This window comes from Hadarchaeum sp. (SeqCode), from assembly GCF_049969415.1.
Taxonomy (GTDB): Archaea; Hadarchaeota; Hadarchaeia; order Hadarchaeales; family Hadarchaeaceae; genus Hadarchaeum.
The window spans coordinates 1-2083 of sequence record NZ_JBMFOX010000101.1; the positions used below are offsets into that span (position 1 = coordinate 1).

The 2083-nt window shown below is 56.3% G+C and carries 2 protein-coding genes; one reads left to right on the forward strand and one right to left on the reverse strand.

The genetic code is table 11. The annotated features are described in order from the left end of the window. On the forward strand, positions 1-260 hold a 260-nt coding region (locus ACP5PX_RS08070), incomplete at its 5' end, for a hypothetical protein (RefSeq protein ID WP_428085436.1). A 247-nt stretch (positions 261-507) separates the two neighbouring features. Here the strand turns inward: ACP5PX_RS08070 and ACP5PX_RS08075 are convergent. After that, positions 508-1635, reverse strand: a complete 1128-nt coding sequence (locus ACP5PX_RS08075) for a hypothetical protein (RefSeq protein ID WP_428085437.1) — start codon at positions 1633-1635, stop codon at positions 508-510. Positions 1636-2083: the final 448 nt, after the last annotated feature.

The window sequence follows — 2083 nt, forward strand, 5'->3', positions numbered from 1 at the left end:
CCCGGCAGATTATCGCCACCTTGGAGGACCTGACCGTCATCGAGACCCACTGCTGGGACGGTTCGGTCCTGGTGCGGCTGACCCCCGTGAGCGTCGACCAGGCCCAACTGCTGGCGGCCCTGGCCGAGATCGTTGAAGTCCGCTGGCCACCGCCTCGGCCGGCCCTGGTCGCAGACCCTGCCCTGCTCACGCTCCCTGGGCCAGGCCAGGGGCTGTCACCCGGAGGAACGCCGTGGGTGCGGCTTCTGCTGGCCGTGTAAGCCCGGTCACGCCGCGATCGGGCCGGTCAGCAGGTGCCCGGAGGAGAGCTCCCAGACCGCGGCGGTGCGTTGAGCCTGTCGAAACGAAGAGATAAATCCTCGGCGGCGAGGGAATCTGCGCCCCGAAGCCGTCCTTTCTTGCCGTTCAGCGACCTCGTGGAGGCCCATTCGGCTCTTTATGCGGTTGTCAAGGTGCGAACAAGGTGCGAAATCTAGGCTTAGCAGCGACTTGTTGGGCGGCGATGACTCATTGACCACGTTGAGCCGCGATGTGTTCGTTGATTTCCTCCAAGATGAAGTCGTAGACATCATCCATCTGCACCAGTGTTTCTTCCGTTAAGCTGGCCGTGAGGGTATATTGGCCTGCTTCTCTGAAAACACCGAAATTCAGCAGTCTTTCACGTAACGCCGCAGCGTTCTCTTCGTCGCTTCTCCAGTCCTTGTCAAAGTAAAACTGGAATGTGGCCGGAGGGTATCCATAAGCGAAAGAGACGAGTCCTCCACTTTTCGGTGAATGAGCACGGACAGAAAATCCCAGTTCACCCCAATGGATGACATGACCCCGCTCCTCACTACGATCCAAAACTCTCTGGAAGAACTCACGCGCTTCGGGAGAACACTTTTCCAGGAATTCCTTTCGAGTTGTGCGTCTCTTGCGCTTCGACGAACTTTCTTTCGCACTGCGGGCAGTCTCAGTGAGGCCAACCACCCGCGGAACAAGCGCCCTCAGCTTCTGGTCGCCCTCGCGCTGGAATTGCTTGACCTCAACTGTTAGCACCTCCACATTTCTCATTTCCTCATTCAGAAACTCCACCAATCGCCTGAGTTCTTTCGGGGTAGAGTCCGAAACAAGGACAAGCCGAACCCGTCGGTTGCGCAGGTTAGCCTCCACCTTTTCCCAATACCCTTCGACATCTGTACCGTCTTCACTCTCACCCAACATACTGCTAATTTCATCATCCAGGGACCTTCCTCGACTCCGGGCTGTCTCGGCCGCGGCCTGCCGCAGCCGATCCATATCCCAATACTCGACACCATTGGCTGCATAGTCCAGCATTTGCGCCACAACCTCTCGGCGCGTGCGCGTATCAGTGGCCCGCTTACACTCCACAAAAGTAGGAATGCCATCCTGATCCAAAAAGAGAAGGTCAAGACTCCACCGTCCACCTTCATTCGCATCGCCTGGGATTCCCATCTCCCGAGCAACGAACAGCCAGCGCCGGGGATTCTCCGGATCAATCTGGTCACCGGGAAGCAGATCGGGATACCTTGCCAATACTTCCTGGAGTACTTCTTCAGTCACGTAACTTGCTTCTTCCAATGCGATGAGATTGTCTTCGTTCTCGCCGACAATGAAAATCTTGGGTTTATACACTGTATCTGTCTCCGTGAGTTATGACCGCCAGACGGGAACTGAAATAGCTTGCTCATTGAATGGTGAATCGCCGCCCAACGTATTTTATCACCCAAAACTCCATTTGTCAAGACCCTGCATAAGTTACATACATTTGGGACAAATTGGTTTTTTCAATTAGGTAATCCATTGGGCTTTTTAAACCCAAAGAATAGTTATGAGGAGCCGCTTTCGACCGCGCCGTCGGTAAAGGCGCAACGGCAGTGGGGGCGACCCGTCGGGTCGCCCTCACCGCCGAGGGGGTCTCCGAACCCGACGCGGCCCGCGAAACGTTCCCAACTGCCAGGATTGGGGGACACGGATTTTCACGGGCGGGTGTAGGGGTAGCCGAGGGCATTGCCCTCGGCTACCCCTTGCCCTCGGCTACCCCTTGCTGTCCTTGATGAATTATTTCATCGGGCAATTATTT